Raw genomic sequence first — 13,680 nt, forward strand, 5'->3', positions numbered from 1 at the left:
ATCGGCTGCTAAGGCCGCCCAATCCAGCTTCCAAGGACGACGGGGGACAACTGTGGGGGCTAAGTCGTCTCGCTTCAGCCAGCGATGGATAGTGGCGCGGCTCACCTGAAAAATTTGAGTCGCTTCACTGATTTTGCCACCTTGCTTGATATAGGAGACAACCCGCTCTCGTAAGTCCAAGCTATAGCTCATATTCTTGAGTAACATTCATGACGCTTTGAGTATAGCCTATCCCTCTTGAAAATATCTCATCTCCTTTCGAAATGGCTATAGTTCGCCTAATAGCGGCAGATCGAGGGTGGCTTGCTTGCCTTGGAGGACGACGTAAAAGCCACCGAGGCCAAGGGGGTCAATGAGTTGGTGCAGTGATTGATGGCGGTTGAGAGCTTGGAGGAGATTGCCATTCCTCTGTTGTTGTGCTAGTAGGCGATCGCCCAAACCCAAGGCCATGAGAAATAAACTCTGGCGGGTGACATAGAGGGTTTCAAGGCCAAAGTGCTCACCATAGCGCGTCAAGGCGGTCACATCCACATGAGCCGTAATGTCCTGCTGGCCCACAAAACAGTAGGGATTGTCGTGGTAGCGGTGTTGATAGTAGCACTGCAAGGTACCCTCACAGCGGGCAGGATGATAGTATTGCTGGGCGGGATAACCATAGTCAATGGTGAGAACAAAGCCCCGCTCTAGGTGCTGACTCAGATCCTTGAGCCAGGGGATGAGGTTCAAATTAACCTCGGTACGGTAGCCGTCGCTGTAGCCCTGCTGCTGCGGATTAATGCCAACGGTGGCAAAGTACTTGTGAATGCGATCGCCACTCAAGGGACGCAAAACCTCTTGAAACTCCCCTTGGGCATTGAGGCTGACGTAAATTTCCTGCCAATTGCTCCCCTGCCATTGCAGCCGATGCACTGGGAATGCATCCACGAGTTCATTGCTAAAAATACAGCCAACGATGGGTTCAGCCGCTGTGCTAGAATCCAGCCAGTGCAGGCGATCGCCCCAAGGAGCCAAGCGTTGCCGTTGGCGTTCCCGTAAAGTGGGGGACTGCTCTTGAATCTGGTACTCCAGGGCGGTAAAGAAATCGGGGTAGGTCGCTTGGCTATAGCCCAAGACCCCAGCCGCAAATTGGCCTTCACCCGCCCCCATCTCCAACAGGGTAAACTGCTGCGGTCGCTCCAAGGCGTGCCACATCTGCACAAAAGCCTCAGTGAGCAGTTCCGCAAAATCCCTCGTCAGACTACTGGACGTGATAAAGTCGCCGCGCCGACCAATTTGTATTTGGGGACGGTTGTAGTAGCCCCACTGCGGTGCATAGAGAGCCAAGGCCATAAACTCACAGAAGGAAATGGCGCCCGCTGCCCTGATGCGCTCCTGAAGGTCGGCCAATAGCTGAGTGCCCTTTGGCATCAATCATCCACTCCGGCAATGGGGGCAAACCCTTGGCGCTGCACATTCTCGGTAATGACACGCGGTTCCAGAAATTGCAGTAGGTAATCGCGGCCACCCGCTTTGGAACCGATCCCTGAGAGCTTAAAGCCACCAAAGGGCTGCCGATCCACGATCGCCCCCGTAATCCCACGGTTGATGTACAGGTTCCCTACGGCAAATTGGGCTTTGGCCTGCTGAATATGGGACGGCGTCCGCGAATACAGCCCCCCCGTCAGGGCATAGGCCGTGGCATTGGCAATTTCAAGGGCTTGGCTGAAGGTTTCTGCCCGCAGTACCGCTAGCACCGGGCCAAAAATTTCCTCTTGGGCGAGCGTGGCGGTGGGGGGGACGTTGGTAAAGATGGTAGGGGAGACAAAATACCCCACCTCCGGTACCGGTACACTCAAGGTCAGTTCCGCTTCCCGCTGTCCCTTGGCAATGTATTCCTGAATGCGATCGCGGGCGGCTGCGGTCACCACCGGTCCAACACGGGTACTGGGCAAATGGGCAGGCCCAATATTGAGGGACTTGGTGGCCTCCACTAAGCGCTGCACAAAGGGTTGATAGATGGACTCGAGGACAATCACCCGCGAACAGGCGGAGCATTTTTGGCCGCTGTAGCCAAAGGCCGATTGCACCACCCCCGCCACTGCCTGATCTAAGTCGGCACTTTCGTCAATGATAATGGCGTTTTTGCCCCCCATCTCAGCAATCACCCGTTTGATGTGGGTTTGTCCCCGCTGCAACACCGCTGCCTCAGCAATAATGCGGCAACCCACCTCTTGGGAGCCAGTAAAGGCAATGAGATGCACATCGGGGTGTTTTGTCAAATAGGGGCCAATCACCGATCCTCGCCCCGGCAGAAACTGAAATACCCCGCGGGGAAAACCAGCGGCAATGAGAATTTCAGCCAGCTTCGCTGCAACCACAGCCGCCGGATCCGCGGGCTTGAGGATGGTACAGTTGCCTGTGACTAAGGCGGCCACGGTCATACCGGTGGGAATCGCTAGGGGAAAGTTCCAAGGGGAAATGACGACTGCAATGCCGCGACCTTGGTAGTGGTAATGGTTGGTTTCACCGGGAAAGTTGCGGTCATAGCCGCTGCTGAGGCGCTCCATTTCATCGGCGTAGTAGCGGCAAAAATCAACGGCTTCGGAGACTTCGGCATCCCCTTCCGCCACCACCTTGCCCACTTCATAGCACATCCAAGCCACCAGTTCATGGCGTTGTGCCTCGAGGAGATCCGCTGCCCGCCGTAGCAGGATGGCCCGTTCGGCTACGGGAGTCTGTTGCCACTGCGCTTGAGCGGCTTTGGCAGCCCGGATTGCATGATCGGCATCCTCAATGGTGGCCAAGCCAACGCGACCCACGATTTCCTCTGGCTGTGAGGGGTTGAGGGACTCACTGTATTCGAGGGTATTGACGCGATCGCCATTGATGATGGGGGTATAGGTTTGCCCTAGTTGGCGATGGACATGAATTAAGGCCGCTTGAATCGCTTCCCGCTGGCTGGCGCGGGCATAGTCGCTATTGGCGGCATTGACAAAGGTTGAGGTCTTGCCGGTGGTCAGATGAACGTTCACTGCCCTAAAGTCTGCCGTTGGTTCTGGCGGTGCCAAGAGTGCGTCAATATTTACCGCTCCCAATTGTTGGCGCAAAAAGGAACTATTGGCCGTATTTTCCAAGAGCCGCCGAATCAGGTAGGCCATCCCCGGAATCAGCTCACCGTAGGGACAATAGACCCGCACCGTCTGCCCCGCTTCCACAAGAGCCTTGGCAAGTTTATCGGCCATACCATAGAGAACTTGGCATTCCATGGACGTGGGCGGAATGTGCTGATGTTGGGCGATCGCGATCGCCCGCGCTTGGGAACGCACATTATGACTCGCAACTGCTGTGCGCAAAAGCGTGTGGTGACTCAGGAGCAGTTCAATCACCCGCTCAAAGTTGGCGTCGGTATCTTGCTTGTGTTGATAGACGGGCAATGGCCAGTCATTTTGTACCGCCTTAATCAGTTCTTGATCCCAGTAGGCGCCCTTGACCACCCGCACGGTGATTGGTGTCCCCCGCTGTTGCACCCAAGTAATCAGGTCTTGGGCATCTTGGTAACTATCCCGCAAATAGGCTTGCAGGGTCAGCCCGACATCAGCGCGATCGCGAAACTCTGGCTCTAGCAAAATGTCCTTGAGGATTGCAAGGGTAATGTCTTTGTAGGCATACTGCTCCATGTCAAAGTGCACCGCTACCCCCAATTCTTGGGCACGATGCAACAGCCGCCGAATCGGTTCCCCCACCTTGGCACGGCAGCCAGACACATCCAAAGGATCAAACTGCGAGTAGAAGGCCGTCAGCTTCACGGAGACTTGGACTGGATTCACCCCTTCCCGCTGACCCAAGGGGCTGAGTTGCTGCATCAAGTCAAGGTAGCGATCGCAATACTGCTGCGCCTCTGCCTCCGTAATCACCGCTTCCCCAAGAATATCCATCGTCACCAGCATGCCCTGCTTGCGTAGGCGGCCAATGGTTTTCAGCACCTGCTCGGTGGTTTCACCAGCAATGTACTTGTGGGCAAGGGCTTGAACCGCTGTTGTGAAGGTGGTTGCCGCTGCTTGGGCGGGCAGGGAATCCGGCTGAGCAAAGTTCAAGAGTTTTTTTAGGCCTTCCGGCAACTCCACACTGGGGTCACTGAGGTACTCCTGCAAGTGGCGTGCCACCTCGGCTTTACTGCGCAGACTCGGCAGGCAGTCAATGAGGCGAAAGAGTTGCACCCGTAGCCCCGGATGTTCCATCGCCCAGCCGAGGAGTTTATCTTCAATGCGCATTTGCTCCCGCAGTTGACTGAAAAAGTTGCGGGACTCTTGACTAGCCGCCCACAGTTGACGGGCGATCGCGATCGTTTGTGCTTCGTAAAGACCAGTCACGGAGAATCTTGGGTGAGGAGCAGCCTTTCCTATTTTCCCATGTCCTCTAAAGCAAACAACCAAATTCTTAGCAGGGACGAATCAATCGGTGGTTAGCTCGCACCAAGCAAATGTGATTCTCCTCACCAATGGACACCTTGAACCAAGGCAATCCTCGACTATCGGTAATCGTGGCAAAGCCTGCGGGTGTGATATTGGCTCTTAAAACAGTGCCTGTGGGAAAGCGGTGCACCACCGGCCAGCGCATAATCGCCAGCTCCCAGCCTAGGGAGCAAATCTGCGTTGTGGAATAGCGAAAATCTAAAGAAATAGAGAAGTATGTACAGTGGTTGGGGACGTTGTTTATCTGCCTGTCTGAGTGAAAACCAATCAAACCATCTGATGGCCTTAGCACCTCAACAACCCTCTCTCTACGCCAGTGTGCTTGTGGACTGTCCGGCGGCAAGCGAGGCTTACACTTACCAAGTTCCTGCGGGTTGGTGTCTCCAAGGGGGCGAGGTGGTGGAAGTACCCTTTGGCTCCCAAGTGGTGCGGGGGATTGTCCTCGAGGTACTAGAAACTGTAGCCCCATCCGTCGATCCACAGCGCTTGCGATCGCTCCTTGAAGTGGTTGACCAGCAGCTTTTTCCCAAGGACTATTGGGCGTTGTTAGAACAAATTGCCACGTACTACTGCACGCCTTTAATTCAAGTGGTGCGCACTGCTCTGCCGCCGGGGGTCTTGGGGCGATCGCAACGGCGGGTGCGCCTGCGGCGCCAACAGGGGATTCCCCCCCTGTCAGAACAGGGGCAACATCTGCTGCGCTTTCTCCAGACCAAGGGTAATGGGGACTACAGTGTGCGCTACCTCCAGCAACAGCTTCCCAAGGTTGAGCGTGCCCTCGCAGAACTCGAACGCCTTGGCTTGGTGGAAACCTACTTAGCGGCACCCGCTAGTCAACAGCCAAAACAGCAGCAGGCAGTGATCCTCCTCAATAGTGAAGGCGAGACCTTAACGCAGCGGCAGCGCCAAATCCTCCGCTATTTGCAGCAGCAGGGTCGCGATTGCTGGCTACAAGAGGTGGTCAAGGCCACCGGCACCACCGCCCAAACGCTCCATCGCCTTGCCGCCAAAGGATACATTGCCATTGTCGAGCAGCAGCACTGCCGCATTGAACAGGGGGTAGCGGTGACACCGGATCGGCCAAAAGCCCTCACCCCTGCCCAAGCCACTGCCCTGCAAGCCATTTCAGCACACCTAGACTGTGCCCAAACCTTTCTCCTGCACGGGGTGACGGGGTCGGGCAAAACGGAAGTCTATCTGCAAGCAATAGCTGAGTGCCTAGGGCGAGGGCGATCGGCCTTGCTGCTAGTGCCGGAGATTGGCTTGACGCCTCAACTGACGGATCGCGTGCGTGCTCGCTTTGGTGAACGCCTGTTGGTCTATCACAGTGGTCTCAGTGAGGGGGAGCGCTACGATACTTGGCGGTTGACGCTGATGCCGCAGCCACGGGTAATCATTGGCACGCGATCGGCGGTTCTGCTGCCCTTGGTGGGCTTGGGTTTGATCATTCTGGATGAAGAGCACGACAGCGGCTACAAACAGGATCAACCTCAGCCCTGCTACCATGCCCGTACCGTTGCCCAGTGGCGATCGCGCCAGCAACAGTGTCCCCTGATTTTAGGAACCGCTACCCCTGCCCTCAGCACTTGGCAGGCTGTCCAAACCGGCCAGATTCAGATCCTTTCCCTTCCCCAGCGTATCCACGCCACCCCCCTGCCCCCCATCACCGTCGTGGATATGCGCCAAGAATTGCACCGTGGCAACCGTTCCATGCTCAGTCGTCCGCTGCAAGACGCTCTAGGGAATCTTCAGGGACAGCAGGCAATTCTCTTTGTACCGCGGCGGGGTCACAGTACCTTTGTCTCCTGTCGCAGTTGTGGCACAGTGATCTACTGTCCCCATTGCAGCGTCTCTCTCACTGGACACCTCTTTGGCGAGGAGATGGAAGTGCTGCGCTGTCACTATTGCAACTATAGCCAAGCCGTACCGCAGCGTTGTCCCAGTTGTGCCTCCCCCTATCTCAAGCCCTTTGGTGGCGGGACGCAGCGGGTGGTGAGTGAACTGAATCGCCTCTTGCCGCAGTTGCGAGTTCTGCGCTTTGACAGTGATACGACCCAACACAAGGGTGCCCATCGCCGGTTACTGGCTCAGTTTGCCGCCGGCGAAGCTGATGTGATGGTGGGGACACAAATGCTGACGAAGGGCATTGATCTGCCGCAGGTCGCCCTCGTGGGAATTTTGGCTGCCGATAGTCTCCTGCACTTGCCTGATTATCAGGCGGCAGAACGCACGTTTCAAATCCTCACCCAAGTGGCGGGGCGATCGGGCCGCGGGACACACCCCGGTAAAGTCATTCTCCAAACCTATGTGCCGCAGCATCCAGTGATTACAGCGGTCAAAGCCTATGACTGGGACACCTTTGCTACCCAGGAGCTAAGTAGCCGTGCCCCCTTGGGCTATCCCCCCTATGCCCAACTAATCCTTCTGCGCTTGAGTAGTCCCGATGCTGAGGAGGTGGCCGCAACGGCTCAGGCGATCGCCCAACAGCTCCAAACGTTAGCCCCAGTTTCTCAGGGAGAATGGGAAGTACTTGGCCCCGCCCCGGCCGCGATCGCCAAAATTGCTGGCCGCTACCGCTGGCAAATTTTACTCAAGGGCAAACTAGAACGAGTTTCTAACCTCAGCCCAGCCCTCATGCACCTCAAGGAGCAGTGTCCCCGCTCAACCCGCCTCAGTATTGATGTTGACCCCCTGAACTTTCTCTAGGGGGGCTTCAGTAAACCACCACAGTGCTGTGACCGGCACGACCCCCAAAACAAATCCCAGCGTTGCCGGAATCCAAAAACGTTGATCCAAGGACGTGAGGGTAATCATCGCCCCAAAGGCAAAATTCACCAGATACACCACCAAGGGGGTAATGAGTTGCCCACGGTTCACCACCATTGGCTTTGGCCACCAAGTGATCATCGCCAGCCCCATAAATACGGCTCCTGTGCCCGTCCATCCCAGAATGTTGCGGTAAGGCATCCCAAAGAATTCACCGACATCCTGAAATTGCCAAAAAGGAATGGCAGTTTGACTCATGGCCGGATCAAGGACAAAATCCCAAGCGGTTAAAAAGATTGCTCCCAAGCCCACGGTGATCAGGGCTGCCCCCAAGCCCACGCCCTTGCCTTCCCGCAGCGGACGACTGATGAAGCCACTGTAGGCCAAAAGAAACGTGACTAGCCCCATATAAAACCAAGAGAGGGGAATGGTGAAGGGCACCAGTCCAGCAATTTTGTGCCCCAAACCACTGAGGTAACCATAATGGCCAAAGGGAAAGCCGGTACTCGTCCCCAACAGTTCACTGGTAAGGGAAATGCCCACCGCTGGCAGCAAAAAGCCAAGCAGTTTGCCAAGGCCAAAGTTGCGATAGGTGTGAAGGGCGATCGCCAGTGCGCCGAGGACAATATAAACGACACCCCCACTCCCCATACTCCATTGAAAAAGCTGCTGACCCCAGGCGGGCAACGCCAGAATAAACTCGGGATGGGGAACGACGAGGAGCAACCCCGCTAAGCCAAAGGCCATCGCCACAATATGACCAACTAGGCACACCTGCTCCGCAACGAAAAGCGCGTTCTTGGGTTTCATAGGGGCAATCTCAAAGGGGCAATCGTTTACAAATGTTAATATGTTAATGTACCACTGTTCCCACTGTCGTCTATCCACCTCAAAAAGGCAGTTGGATTTCGCCAAGGGCATCATAGATTGCCAACAATCCTGCCCCCAAGCTAGCACTCAGCGTTAGCCCCCAACTCCAAACCGCCCCTTCAGAAAATTGCGGACGACGCTGAAGCACTTGCCCATAGCCCCGCAGCCGCATTGCCAGATAGATCTGCTGTGCCCGTTCCTCGGCGCGAATGAGAAAGATACCAATCACCTGTGCCCACGGGCGAAGGCGGCGCCAACTCAAGCGAAATCCCCGCAGAAAGAGTGCCTGCTGCATTTGTGTCAACTGACTCTCTAGCTCAAAGAGATAGCGATAGGTCAAAGCCAGCGTATCCACCAACAGGGGGGGGAGCCCCCACCAGCGACAGACCCGCACCCATTCACTAAACGTCAAGCTTTCTAGCAACACCACGCCAAGGGCAAGACACAAGACCAAGCGCCATGTGAGGAGCAGTGCGATCGGCCACGCCGTAACCGCCAACAGTAACCACAGTCCCAGAAAAAAGAGCCCCATCTGCTGCAGACGTTTGCCCAAGCGCTGCCAAGGGACATGGCTCAGGAGATAGAGGAGCGCCACAAGCAAGGTCGCGATCGCCAGACTGTCTAACCGCCGCAAACTACTAATGCAAAAAATCCACAGGAGAATCGCCATCACCCGTGCCGGCGGCGACCAGTAGCGAAAGCTCAAGGGTTATGCCCTAATTAATGTGTTGACTACGCAAAAAGCGATCAATATCGTTATTGGCACCAATCACCACCATAATGTCCCCTTTATTGAGCTTTTGGTTGGGACTGGGATTGATCTCAAACTTATCATCAAAGCGCAGGGCAATGAGGTTGAGGCCATAGCGACTACGGAGTTCCACCTCGGCAACTGTGCGATTGTGAAATGCCTCAGGCACTTTGACTTCGACAATACTTTTTTCGGGGTCAAGGTCAAACCAATCGAGAATCGCTGGGCGGGTGAGCGATCGCGCCAGTTCACAACCCGCCTCATACTCTGGAAAGACCACCCGATCTGCCCCCACTCGCTCTAAGAGTTTTTTATGAATCTCTGAGGAAGCCTTGGCAATGACATTGGGCACGCCTGCCTCCTTTAGGTTCAATGTCGTGATAATACTGGCGTCGAGATGGTTGCCAATGGCCACAATTACCGTTTCAAACTCAAACAGACCCGCCTCCTTGAGGGCTTGGGGATCCGTGGAATCCAGTTGAATCGCATGATCCACAATGTGATCCTGAAGCACTTGATTCACCAATCGCTCTTGGTTATCACTGCCGAGCACCTCATAGCCCATGCTGTGCAGGGTCTCGCACACCCCCCGGCCAAACCGCCCTAGGCCAATCACCGCATACTGCTGCGAGATCTTGACCCCCCGCCCGCGAAAGAGCATTGCTCCAAAATCCACCATTCCTGAGTTTCCTATTGGCTTTGCGATGCCGATGATGACCCTTTTCTAACATATGGGATACATAGGGGGGATGCAATCTAGCAATTAAATTTTTGGCCGTATTCGATCGCTGTGAAAAGGGCTGTAATTGATCATGCCCTTAAGGAGTGGACGCTGAGCCGCCTGAATGGGTCAGTTCTTGGAGTCGCTGACGAATGTGTGCAGCACTGGCACGGGGAGAAAAGCGCGGTACGGGAAGCACTTGCGTTCCAATCACTAGGTAGAGAACAGGAATCTCGTATTGATAGGCTTGCCACCAATCCTCGCGGCTGGTGATGTCGCGTACCTCAAGGGTAAATTCCTTCAGAGTGGCCAGCTTCTCTTGTAGTCCTTCACAGAGGTGACAGCCGGGCTTGCTATAGAGAATCAGATGGGTCACGGTTGCGGCGCAGAAACGAGGGGGGTATCGCCAATATGACGGTGATCCCGCAGGCCAAAAATGGCTTCTACATGGCGGTAGTGCTTCATTTCAATCAGGTTGTGGAAGGGGTCTGCGAGAAAGAACGTTTGGTGCTCTAGGGGGGTATTGGCAAAGCGGGTACGCGGTGGCTGGTAAAAGTCAAGTCCCTTCTTGATCACGCGATCGCAGAGGTTTTGCCAGTCGGCCCGTGCCAAGAAAATCAAGCCAAAGTGGCGCGGATAAATGCTCTTGGGTGGGGTTAAGGGTTCATCCGTGACGTGAGCCACCAGTTGATGGCCATAGAGCTTCATGATCAGGCAGTGGGGATTTTCGCGCCCCGGTTCACAGCCCAACCCATCAATGTAGTAGGCCTTGGTGTCCGCCAAATTACTGACAGGAAAGGCAAGGTGAAATAAAACGGGAGCGATCGCCAACTGAGCCATAAATCTCTCTTAAGTAAAAATGGCTAAATCAGCTGCCATTGTAACAGGGAAATCCCACCTCAGGCATCTCCTCAGCGCCTAGATCTTCGATCTTCCTTCTATTGACAACGGAATGGGTAGCACGGGTAGGGGTAATAGGGGTAGTAGAGGGGCGGGTAAATCACTGGGCGAGGCGGATAGGGCACTGGCACAATAATGTAGGTTTGGGACTGCCCCGGTGGATGGTTAATGATAGGTATAGGTCTAATGGGGGCATACTGCTGTGTGCGGGGTCGACCAAAGGACTCTAGCCCAGGGAAAAAAACATCGACACCCGGCTGATTAGGAAAAAGGGGATAGGCAGCACGACTGGGGGGAGCGATCGCCACCAGCGTAGCTAAGCTACTGATGGCCAACGGCAGGAAGCGTAACATAGATGCCTCCAAGGAGAGAGTGATCCGCTGATTCTGACGTGGCGGTGCCTAGGGAAGTTCCCGTAGAACACGACTCAAAATATCCACCATTTGATCAATGTGCGATCGCTCCACAATCAGCGGTGGTGAGAGGGCAATAATATCCCCCGTGACACGAATCAGTAGTCCCGCTTCAAAGGCACGACAGAGGGCATCATAGCCCCGTGCCCCTCCTTGCCCCTCCCGTGGCGCCAATTCAATCCCTGCCACCAAGCCCAAGTTGCGAATATCAATGACATGGGGCAGACCCCGTAGGCTGTGGATGGCCTCCTGCCAATAGGGCGCCAGGGAAGCCGCCCGCTCAAATAGGGCTTCTTTCTCGTAGATCTCTAGGGTTGCCAAGGCGGCCGCACAGGCAAGGGGATGTCCCGAATAGGTGTAGCCATGGAAAAACTCAATTTGCCCCGCGGGGCCTTGCATGAAGGTGTCGTAAATCTCATCGCGGACAATCACCGCTCCCATGGGTACAGCGGCATTGGTTAGACCCTTCGCAACCGTGATGAGGTCTGGAGTCACACCAAAGTACTGACTGGCAAAGGGGGCACCGAGACGGCCAAAACCCGTGATCACTTCATCAAAGATCAGCAAAATGCCGTGGCGATCGCAAATGGCACGCAGGCGTTCCAAGTATCCTTGGGGCGGAATCAATACCCCCGTAGAGCCAGCGAGGGGTTCAACAATCACTGCCGCAATCGTCGAGGCATCATGCAGCGCCACTAAGCGTTCTAGCTCATCGGCTAAATGTGCTCCCCAAGCGGGTTGCCCCTTGCTGAAGGCATTGTGCTCAAGGTTGTGGGTGTGGGGCAGATGATCCACTCCTGCCAAGAGAGAACCAAAGAACTTGCGATTGGGCGCAATTCCCCCCACTGAAATTCCACCAAAGCCGACCCCGTGATAGCCCCGCTCACGCCCAATGAGCCGTTGTCGTGTCCCTTCTCCCCGCAGCCGATGGTAGGCAAGAGCAATTTTCAAGGCTGTATCCACGGCCTCAGAGCCAGAGTTGGCAAAAAAGACATGGTTGAGGGGATCAGGGGTAATGGCACGCAGGCGATCGGCCACCTGAAATGGCCCCGGATGTCCCATCTGAAATGTGGGGGCAAAATCCAGTGTTGCTGCCTGTTGGGCGATCGCGCTGACAATTTCTGGACGGCAGTGGCCGGCATTGACACACCACAACCCGGCGGTGCCATCGAGAATCTCACGGCCATCAATGCTCCTGTAGTACATCCCGGCTGCCGAAACAAGGAGCCGAGGGCTTTGCTTGAACTGGCGGTTGGCCGTAAAGGGCATCCAGAAGGGGTCGAGGTTGAGATCCGCAAGGGTGGGCAGCGTCATCAGACTAAAACTGGTTCGTATTATCCGTCGTGGGCATGAGCCCAATAATATCGCGGTAGGCCGCCACAATGACACAACTACTCCAAGGAATAGTCACCAGCATCCCCACACAGCAGAGGCAAAAGCCCAAGATATTGAAGAAAATGATTGACACGCTGAGAAAAAAGAAGCTCCACCAATCGCGGGAAACTAAGCGGCGGCTGGTTTCTAGTGCCGGCCACACATCAAACCGGTGTTCCACCACCAAAGGCACAGCAAACATATAGGCTACCCCAAAGTAAACCCCCGGCAGCAGCAGGATGGCACCCACCAAGATGAAAACGGGGGTCAGGGCATCCGGCACAGCGGGAAGCTGCTCCAGTAACGCTAGCAGTTGTTCTAAGTCGGCATCGGGTTCCGCTGCTTCAGCCGCCGCCCGCCTTAATATGCTTTGCCAGAAGGGCAACCCCGCAATCATGAATAGAATGCTGGCACTAATCACAAACACATTCGTAATCAAACCGATGATCAAGTTCGTCAGAAAAATTGGCAAAAAGTAGTTGTTTTTGAACGCATTAAAAAAGTCGCTAAATTCGGGTCTTTGGTTGCGGGCAATGCGAAAGCTGAAAAAGTAGTAGCCTGCGGCGAAGAGGCCTGCCAAAATCGTGCTAACAATCGGGCCAGCCCCCGGAATGTTGTTGAGCACACCATTGATAATCATTGCCAGAATGAGAAAACCAATGTAGGCAGCGGGTTGAGTGCTGAAAATTTGCCAGCCCTCATTGAGGTATTGACCAATCCGTACTTGATAGGGGCGGTTGGCGATCGCTTGGGGAGTATGTTCTGACTCACTGTACATAATGGCGGTTCCAAGGGGTTGCCTCTAGCCTAGCGATCGCTTCGGGTTGCGCCAATTGTCAATGTGTCACTTCTTCACCTTTCTAAAACATCGGATATAAGTCTTTCCTGTAGCCATGATGTTGAGTGTGTTCAATCCATGGGACAAGACTTGTATTTAATACCAGCTCTTTGTAACATTGAGCTTAATAAATAGGTCTTAAACGAGGGAATTGTCTATCCTAAAACTGAAGTCATCTCAGTAGGAGACCTTCATGGCTCGCCTGCTTGTCCTCACAATTACAGAAAGCTCTGAAGAACTGCAGCGACGCCTACAACATGAAACCGATGCTCGACAGCAGGAACGCTTGCAGATGCTCTACTGGCTGAAGCAAGGACTTGTCCACAGCCGCCCACAAATTGCCCAATTGCTCCATTGCAACGAGTCCACCATTACTCGCTGGCTGAACGCCTATCGCCAACGAGGACTCCAGCAGTTATTGGCAGTCAAGACGCCCCCCGGAGCCGCCCGCATCATCCTAAGACGGCGGTTTGGCCAGTTACCAGCTGGCCTTGAGGAGCGCATTCGCCAGCTCCCTGCCTATGAGATTGAAGCCTTGGCAGAGGCTCTCTTGGACTTCACTGCCCTAGAGGAAGTGTTTGCGTGGCTAGAGCGCT

14 protein-coding genes are annotated in these 13,680 nt (G+C 54.9%); 2 read left to right on the forward strand and 12 right to left on the reverse strand.

Annotated features, from left to right (window positions below):
- The 4 genes from RHK62_RS08760 to RHK62_RS08775 form a co-directional block, all read right to left on the reverse strand.
- On the reverse strand, window positions 1–192 hold a 192-nt coding region (locus tag RHK62_RS08760), incomplete at its 3' end, for an IS630 transposase-related protein (protein ID WP_310438028.1).
- Between the two features lie 75 nt (window positions 193–267).
- On the reverse strand, window positions 268–1,407 hold the full coding sequence (locus RHK62_RS08765) for a class I SAM-dependent methyltransferase (RefSeq protein ID WP_302677973.1): 1,140 nt from the start codon (window positions 1,405–1,407) through the stop codon (window positions 268–270).
- On the reverse strand, window positions 1,407–4,349 hold the full coding sequence (gene pruA, locus RHK62_RS08770; protein ID WP_310453592.1) for an L-glutamate gamma-semialdehyde dehydrogenase: 2,943 nt from the start codon (window positions 4,347–4,349) through the stop codon (window positions 1,407–1,409). Before pruA ends, RHK62_RS08765 begins: the two co-directional genes overlap by 1 nt.
- Before the next feature lie 67 nt (window positions 4,350–4,416).
- A complete protein-coding gene (locus tag RHK62_RS08775; protein ID WP_206199660.1) occupies window positions 4,417–4,596 on the reverse strand; it encodes a hypothetical protein in 180 nt (59 codons plus the stop codon).
- Window positions 4,597–4,730: 134 nt separating this feature from the next.
- Here RHK62_RS08775 and priA point away from each other — a divergent pair, with 134 nt between their 5' ends.
- Entirely contained in the window at window positions 4,731–7,157 is a 2,427-nt protein-coding gene (priA, locus tag RHK62_RS08780) for a primosomal protein N' (RefSeq protein WP_310453593.1), read from the forward strand.
- On the opposite strand, the gene cruF is transcribed toward priA, so the two are convergent.
- The 8 genes from cruF to RHK62_RS08820 form a co-directional block, all read right to left on the reverse strand.
- Window positions 7,113–8,027 (reverse strand): gamma-carotene 1'-hydroxylase CruF, encoded by a 915-nt coding sequence (gene cruF / locus RHK62_RS08785; protein ID WP_302676252.1) that lies wholly within the window; start codon window positions 8,025–8,027, stop codon window positions 7,113–7,115. The two genes, priA and cruF, sit on opposite strands and share 45 nt — an antisense overlap.
- Window positions 8,028–8,106: 79 nt before the next feature.
- Window positions 8,107–8,793, reverse strand: a complete 687-nt coding sequence (locus RHK62_RS08790) for an energy-coupling factor transporter transmembrane protein EcfT (RefSeq protein WP_302677970.1) — start codon at window positions 8,791–8,793, stop codon at window positions 8,107–8,109.
- Window positions 8,794–8,803: 10 nt separating this feature from the next.
- Window positions 8,804–9,517 (reverse strand): TrkA family potassium uptake protein, encoded by a 714-nt coding sequence (locus RHK62_RS08795; protein ID WP_302676254.1) that lies wholly within the window; start codon window positions 9,515–9,517, stop codon window positions 8,804–8,806.
- Window positions 9,518–9,656: 139 nt separating this feature from the next.
- Complete coding sequence (locus tag RHK62_RS08800) at window positions 9,657–9,935, reverse strand: glutaredoxin family protein (protein ID WP_206199655.1); 279 nt, start codon at window positions 9,933–9,935, stop codon at window positions 9,657–9,659.
- A complete protein-coding gene (locus tag RHK62_RS08805; RefSeq protein WP_206199654.1) occupies window positions 9,932–10,399 on the reverse strand; it encodes a VOC family protein in 468 nt (155 codons plus the stop codon). Before RHK62_RS08805 ends, RHK62_RS08800 begins: the two co-directional genes overlap by 4 nt.
- Window positions 10,400–10,497: 98 nt before the next feature.
- Entirely contained in the window at window positions 10,498–10,812 is a 315-nt protein-coding gene (locus RHK62_RS08810; protein WP_310453594.1) for a hypothetical protein, read from the reverse strand.
- 48 nt (window positions 10,813–10,860) lie between these two features.
- Complete coding sequence (locus RHK62_RS08815; protein ID WP_302677969.1) at window positions 10,861–12,186, reverse strand: aspartate aminotransferase family protein; 1,326 nt, start codon at window positions 12,184–12,186, stop codon at window positions 10,861–10,863.
- A 4-nt stretch (window positions 12,187–12,190) separates the two neighbouring features.
- On the reverse strand, window positions 12,191–13,024 hold the full coding sequence (locus RHK62_RS08820; protein WP_206199651.1) for a DUF975 family protein: 834 nt from the start codon (window positions 13,022–13,024) through the stop codon (window positions 12,191–12,193).
- A gap of 253 nt (window positions 13,025–13,277) precedes the next feature.
- Here RHK62_RS08820 and RHK62_RS08825 point away from each other — a divergent pair.
- On the forward strand, window positions 13,278–13,680 hold a 403-nt coding region (locus RHK62_RS08825), incomplete at its 3' end, for a DUF4351 domain-containing protein (protein ID WP_310453595.1).

This window comes from Thermosynechococcus sp. HY213, assembly GCF_031460975.1.
Lineage (GTDB): Bacteria > Cyanobacteriota > Cyanobacteriia > Thermosynechococcales > Thermosynechococcaceae > Thermosynechococcus.

What these genes read in the sequence shown, in the direction of transcription:
- RHK62_RS08765 (WP_302677973.1), bottom strand. Translation starts at nt 1,407, where the DNA reads ATGCCAAAGGGCACTCAGCTATTGGCCGACCTTCAGGAGCGCATCAGG.
- RHK62_RS08775 (WP_206199660.1), bottom strand. Translation starts at nt 4,596, where the DNA reads ATGCGCTGGCCGGTGGTGCACCGCTTTCCCACAGGCACTGTTTTAAGA.
- priA (WP_310453593.1), top strand. Translation starts at nt 4,731, where the DNA reads ATGGCCTTAGCACCTCAACAACCCTCTCTCTACGCCAGTGTGCTTGTG.
- cruF (WP_302676252.1), bottom strand. Translation starts at nt 8,027, where the DNA reads ATGAAACCCAAGAACGCGCTTTTCGTTGCGGAGCAGGTGTGCCTAGTT.
- RHK62_RS08795 (WP_302676254.1), bottom strand. Translation starts at nt 9,517, where the DNA reads ATGGTGGATTTTGGAGCAATGCTCTTTCGCGGGCGGGGGGTCAAGATC.
- RHK62_RS08805 (WP_206199654.1), bottom strand. Translation starts at nt 10,399, where the DNA reads ATGGCTCAGTTGGCGATCGCTCCCGTTTTATTTCACCTTGCCTTTCCT.
- RHK62_RS08810 (WP_310453594.1), bottom strand. Translation starts at nt 10,812, where the DNA reads ATGTTACGCTTCCTGCCGTTGGCCATCAGTAGCTTAGCTACGCTGGTG.
- RHK62_RS08815 (WP_302677969.1), bottom strand. Translation starts at nt 12,186, where the DNA reads ATGACGCTGCCCACCCTTGCGGATCTCAACCTCGACCCCTTCTGGATG.
- RHK62_RS08820 (WP_206199651.1), bottom strand. Translation starts at nt 13,024, where the DNA reads ATGTACAGTGAGTCAGAACATACTCCCCAAGCGATCGCCAACCGCCCC.